The sequence below is a fragment of the Psychrobacter sp. genome (assembly GCF_018260395.1).
Lineage (GTDB): Bacteria > Pseudomonadota > Gammaproteobacteria > Pseudomonadales > Moraxellaceae > Psychrobacter.
The window spans coordinates 1-5,229 of sequence record NZ_JAGLBC010000109.1 but is presented as its reverse complement, the minus strand read 5'-3'; the positions used below and the strand labels follow the sequence as shown (position 1 = coordinate 5,229).

The following is a 5,229-nucleotide window of genomic DNA, read 5'->3' as shown; positions in this document are numbered from 1 at the left end:
AGTACTATATTATTTAAGTACTATATTATTTAAGTACTATATTATTTAAGTACTATATTATTTCAGCACTATACCAACTCAGCACTATCATAGTCAGAAGCGTTCACGTATCTTGCTATTATATCGCAATTTGCAATCTTTTGTGAAAACGCCATGACCAATTTGTGGATTAGCAGTACATTTTTATTTAATTAGGTTTATGAAAGCCGTTTTTGTTATTAATTTAACGCTTATATGTTCCTTTGCCGACATAGCTTAGCAATAGCATTAAGGCTATTATTATCAATATCGGATAATTACCAAAGCGGACATAAGGGGTAGTGCCAATACGAGACTGCACCTCGCCACGTAATACGGTGCGCTCAAATTGTGGTGCTCGAGCCACGATTTTACCAGTATGGTCAATAATCGCAGTAACTCCCGTATTGGTAGCTCGCATAAACCATCGCCCTGTTTCTAAAGAGCGCATTTGTACCATTTGCAGATGCTGAAAAGGACCGGCTGATGTACCAAACCAAGCGTCATTGGAAATAGTTAATAAAAAGTCGGTATCCTTAGCATTACGGCGAGTGGTATCTGGATAAGCCACTTCATAACACACCGCTGATCCAAGCTTATGTCCTCTAACTTGTAATGGCGATTGATTGGCAGGTCCGCGGCTATAGTTTAAAATCTCATCACTGCCAGCCAGTCCAGGAAACAAATCTAGCGCCCCTTGGAATGGAATATATTCCCCAAAAGGCACTAGGTTTTGCTTTTTATATAAGCCTTCTGCTTGCGCCCCTAAGGCAATGACACTATTATAAAATGGCGCATAGGCTTGAGTCTTAGGATCAAAAGCTGCCTCATCTTTATAAGGAATACCAGTCAACCACGTGGTATTTGTTTCTTTTGCTACCTTAACAACTTCGGTAATAAATGGCCAAGCTTCGGTCTGAAACATAGGGATAGATGATTCTGGCCAAATGACCATATCTTGACCCCATTCAGTGCTGCTAAGTTTGCCATAAATCTCAAGAGTTTTATAACGGTACTCCGTTAACCATTTTAAATCTTGAGGGATATTTCCCTGAATTAAAGATACTTTTAGATTTTTAGTATTTGGTTTGGGCTGGGTCCAAGCTGGATTAAGTAACCAAAGCCCAATACTCATTGCCAAAAATAAACCACTAATTACCAAATAGCCAGCCCGTTTGCGAAATGCTTCAACCAAACTTGCCGATAATAAAACCGCCACGAATGAGACTGCAAATACACCTGCCACAGGCGCTAAAGAGGACAACCAATACTGCTCAGTAAAAGCATAGCCTACAAATAGCCAAGGAAAACCGGTCAATAACCAAGTTTTCATCCACTCTTGCAATACCCAAAGGGCGGCGAACGCTAACGGCTGCTTGCCAACAAAGCGATTGAAAAGCACTGCCATAAACGCTTGAAATAAGCCCATACCCAGTCCCATCACCGCAATGGCGAGTAAAGCCAAAGGCATAGCAATGTCTCCATAATCATGGATAGAGGTATACAACCAAAAAGCCCCTACACACCATAGCCCCATACCGTAAGCTTCACCAATAATAAAAGCACGTTTATTACTCATAGGGGCTAACAATAAAGCATATAATAAGGCGGGCGAAATTAGGGCAATAATCCAGTAACCATACGGGGCTAGCGATAGCATAAACATAGCCCCTGCCAACCATGCCACAATAACGGCAATACCAATCGGTAATGACGATGCTTGTTGTTCGTTATAAGTCTGATTTAATCGATCTACGACATGTTGGTTTGAGACTCTCATGACGGCTCCGTTACTGATCACTTAAGGGCTTTAATCAAAAACCTGCCTAGCAAATAATGCCAGCAGGCTTATATATAGGCGAATCTGCTTGAGACAACAAAACAACCATAAGCTGCCTATCGCGGTAGAATAATATTGAGTTAAGGTAAGTTTATAGGCTCATTTGCTAAATCAACAACGGTTAAGACGCCATAAATCTTGGTCACAGTATGCGTATCATAACAGCCTAGACTGCAAAAATGTTAACCCTAGTAACAGATAACCAATAAGCGCTGATACCCCTAAGCATTATGCTCTATAATCATTTAATAACTTTTTGAAATATTGTATTTTTTTATAGGTCATAGTTTGACCTTTAATCATACTTTTAACAACATATAAGCGAATAAAGAGGCTAATTATGCCGATGTCATCTCCTATCAATATTGAAAACAACCCAAGCTTTGCCTCAGGGGCCACTGCTGTAGACTTACCGGTCCATGTCTTAGCTGGTGTGGGAAGTAAAATTGAGGGACAGCTTGAACAGCTTAGCATTAAGCGCTTATTTGATTTACTTCTGCATCTGCCTCGTGATTATGAAGACCGCAGTCGCTTAATTAATATAGACGACTTACAAGACGGTCAATCTGCCTTGGTAGAGGGACAAGTGACCTATGTAGATAACAACCGCGGTGGCATGACTGTGGTGCTAGAAAATGCGACTGGCGCTTTGCAACTAAGGTTTTTCAAAGTTTACGCCGGATTGGTGCAAACCATGACCTTGGGCACACAATTAAGAGTGTTCGGTGAGGTTAAGATCAATCGCTATGGCGTTCAAATGGCGCACCCTGAGTATATGGTAGTACCGCCTGGTGCTCCAGTAATTAATACTGGGTTACAGCCTATCTATCCCACGGTAAAGGGCTTACATCAAAATAAACTACGTACTTTGCTAAAGCTTGCACTACAAACGGTCTATCAACAAGGCTTGCCGCTAAGTGTATTTAATAGCTCAGACTGGGAAGCGGTGAATCACTTGCCAGCGCCGCTACCAAAAAATTCCTATGGCTTACCCATATCGTCCCCTACCCCTACTCAGCAACAAAAGACCCCCGCTAGCCGCTCATTAGCCCCAAGTTGGCAAAATCTAACTTTATTTGAAGCGTTAACTTTAATTCATACGCCGCCCATGCACACCGATATCGGCTTACAAGTGGCACAACTTGAGCAATTAAAAGAACGGGTGCATCCAGCTTGTCAGCGCCTAATTGTCGAAGAGCTGACCGCCCATCAGCTAAGTATGCTGTATCGCCGCATACAGTTACATCAGCATAAGGCGCCCAAGTGTGACAAGCGTAGTCCTTTAGCCGATAAGCTACTGGCAAATCTACCATTTAGTTTGACCAATGCACAAAATCGAGTGATTCATGAGATCACCAGTGACATGGCTACCTCTATTCCGATGCTACGCTTGGTACAAGGCGATGTCGGTGCGGGTAAGACCTTAGTGGCTGCCTTGGCGGCTTGTTACGCTTTAGACAGTGGTTGGCAGGTAGCCGTAATGGCACCTACCGAAATCTTAGCTGAGCAACATCTGATTAACTTTAAAGCTTGGTTTGAGCCCTTAGGTATTGGTGTCGGTTGGCTCGCAGGTAAGCAAACCGCCAAACAGCGCCGTGAAGCTTTACAAGCCGTAGCCGAAAATGAAGTACAAGTAGTCATAGGCACTCACGCCCTATTCCAAGAGGCGGTAGTGTTTGCCAAACTTGGACTGGCCATTATTGATGAGCAACACCGTTTTGGGGTTGAGCAGCGCATGGCCTTGACTGATAAAGGCGTAGCAGACAGCACCCCGCATCAGCTCATTATGACCGCAACCCCCATTCCGCGTACGCTGGCAATGAGTGCTTATGGCGATATGGACACTTCTATTATTGATGAACTACCCCCTGGTCGTACCCCAATTACCACGGTGACGATTGATCGCAATCGCCGTGACGAGGTGATTGAGCGTATTGCCGCCAACTGCAAAGAGGGCAAACAAGCGTACTGGGTCTGCTCTTTGGTTGAAGACTCCAGCACACTTAATGCTCAAGCTGCTGAAGCCACGTTTGCCGATCTAAGCGCACGATTGGACATCCGCATTGGCATGGTGCATGGCAAAATGAAGTCCAAAGACAAACAGGAAATCATGGCCGCTTTTAAAAATGCCGAATTGGATTTATTGGTCGCCACGACCGTGATTGAGGTAGGCGTTGATGTACCAAATGCCTCTTTAATGGTGATTGAAAATGCTGAACGTTTGGGTTTATCGCAGCTCCATCAGCTACGTGGTCGTGTCGGTCGTGGCTCGACCAAAAGCTTTTGTGTGCTGCTATATCAGACGCCTTTGTCTGAAACGGGAATTGAGCGTTTGAATGTATTGCGTGACAGTAATGATGGCTTTGTGATTGCCCAAAAAGACCTACAACTACGTGGGCCCGGCGAGTTATTGGGTAAACGTCAAACCGGTAATGTGGGCTATTACGTGTCTGATCTTAGCCGTGATGAAAACTTACTGATGATCGCCAGCCATTTGGCTAAACGTTTAATTAATGATGATACGCGTAAAACTGAGGTCACCCAATTAATTCATCGCTGGATGCCTGAGGCGAGTAAATATACCAATGTTTAAGTTTTGGCTGAGTCATCCATTTTTACGTCTTTACGATCGCTATTCTCAAAACCATTATGTATAACTGGTGATATACGTTAGAATGTCTAACTAAACACTTAATTGGCCACTATTATCTAGCTAAGCATTATGTAGCAATGTGGTCAATCCACAATAAAGGAAGAAAGCATAATGAATATGAATGATATTTTAGGCGGTAATAAAGGTGATGACAACGCTGAAGGCAATGGTCTTTCAGGTTTAATGGATATCGCCAAAGACTTTGATATGGCGGATATTGAAAAGTATAAAAACATGTCAAAAGAAGAATTGCTAGAAGAAGTTAAAAACTCTGAGCACAGCGCCAAAGTGGTTGAATTTATAAAAGGGTTAATCGCTAGCAAATAAATTTAAAATGCGTCTTATTATTTACAAGACTTAAATATAAGACTTAAAGCTTAAATTTACGCATAAATCAGACAGGTAATCCTATCTTTTTTATGCGTTTTTTTATGAATGTTGAATATCGATTTATCTTTTCTAGAGGTCATTTATTTTAGAGGCTTTTATTTTAAGGGCTATTTAGTAGGTTTCCATTTATAAAGTGCTTAATAGTAATATTCGCATTAGATTTTCAGCGAATTTACCGAAGCTTTGATCATGAATGCAAGATAAACATATAACTGGCAATCATTGTCATACCTTACAATTTATTATTTAAAAATAGTATAGCTTTAACTTAGCACAGGGCAAACGCACACTTTTTTAAAAAGAAGTGCGAAAAAGGAGCAAATCGAAT

3 protein-coding genes are annotated in these 5,229 nt (G+C 41.9%); 2 read left to right on the top strand and 1 reads right to left on the bottom strand.

Annotation, left to right across the window (positions count from 1 at the left end; translation table 11 throughout):
• Positions 1 to 223: 223 nt before the first annotated feature.
• Positions 224 to 1,798, bottom strand: coding sequence for an apolipoprotein N-acyltransferase (gene lnt / locus QZ265_RS08375; RefSeq protein ID WP_296405252.1), 1,575 nt, complete (start codon positions 1,796 to 1,798; stop codon positions 224 to 226).
• A gap of 400 nt (positions 1,799 to 2,198) precedes the next feature.
• Between lnt and recG the strand changes: the two genes are divergently transcribed.
• Both recG and QZ265_RS08365 read left to right on the top strand, forming a co-directional pair.
• On the top strand, positions 2,199 to 4,451 hold the full coding sequence (gene recG / locus QZ265_RS08370) for an ATP-dependent DNA helicase RecG (RefSeq protein WP_296405249.1): 2,253 nt from the start codon (positions 2,199 to 2,201) through the stop codon (positions 4,449 to 4,451).
• Between the two features lie 171 nt (positions 4,452 to 4,622).
• Complete coding sequence (locus QZ265_RS08365) at positions 4,623 to 4,838, top strand: hypothetical protein (RefSeq protein ID WP_296405247.1); 216 nt, start codon at positions 4,623 to 4,625, stop codon at positions 4,836 to 4,838.
• Positions 4,839 to 5,229: the final 391 nt, after the last annotated feature.

What these genes read in the sequence shown, in the direction of transcription:
- lnt (WP_296405252.1), bottom strand. Translation starts at nt 1,798, where the DNA reads ATGAGAGTCTCAAACCAACATGTCGTAGATCGATTAAATCAGACTTAT.
- QZ265_RS08365 (WP_296405247.1), top strand. Translation starts at nt 4,623, where the DNA reads ATGAATATGAATGATATTTTAGGCGGTAATAAAGGTGATGACAACGCT.
- recG (WP_296405249.1), top strand. Translation starts at nt 2,199, where the DNA reads ATGCCGATGTCATCTCCTATCAATATTGAAAACAACCCAAGCTTTGCC.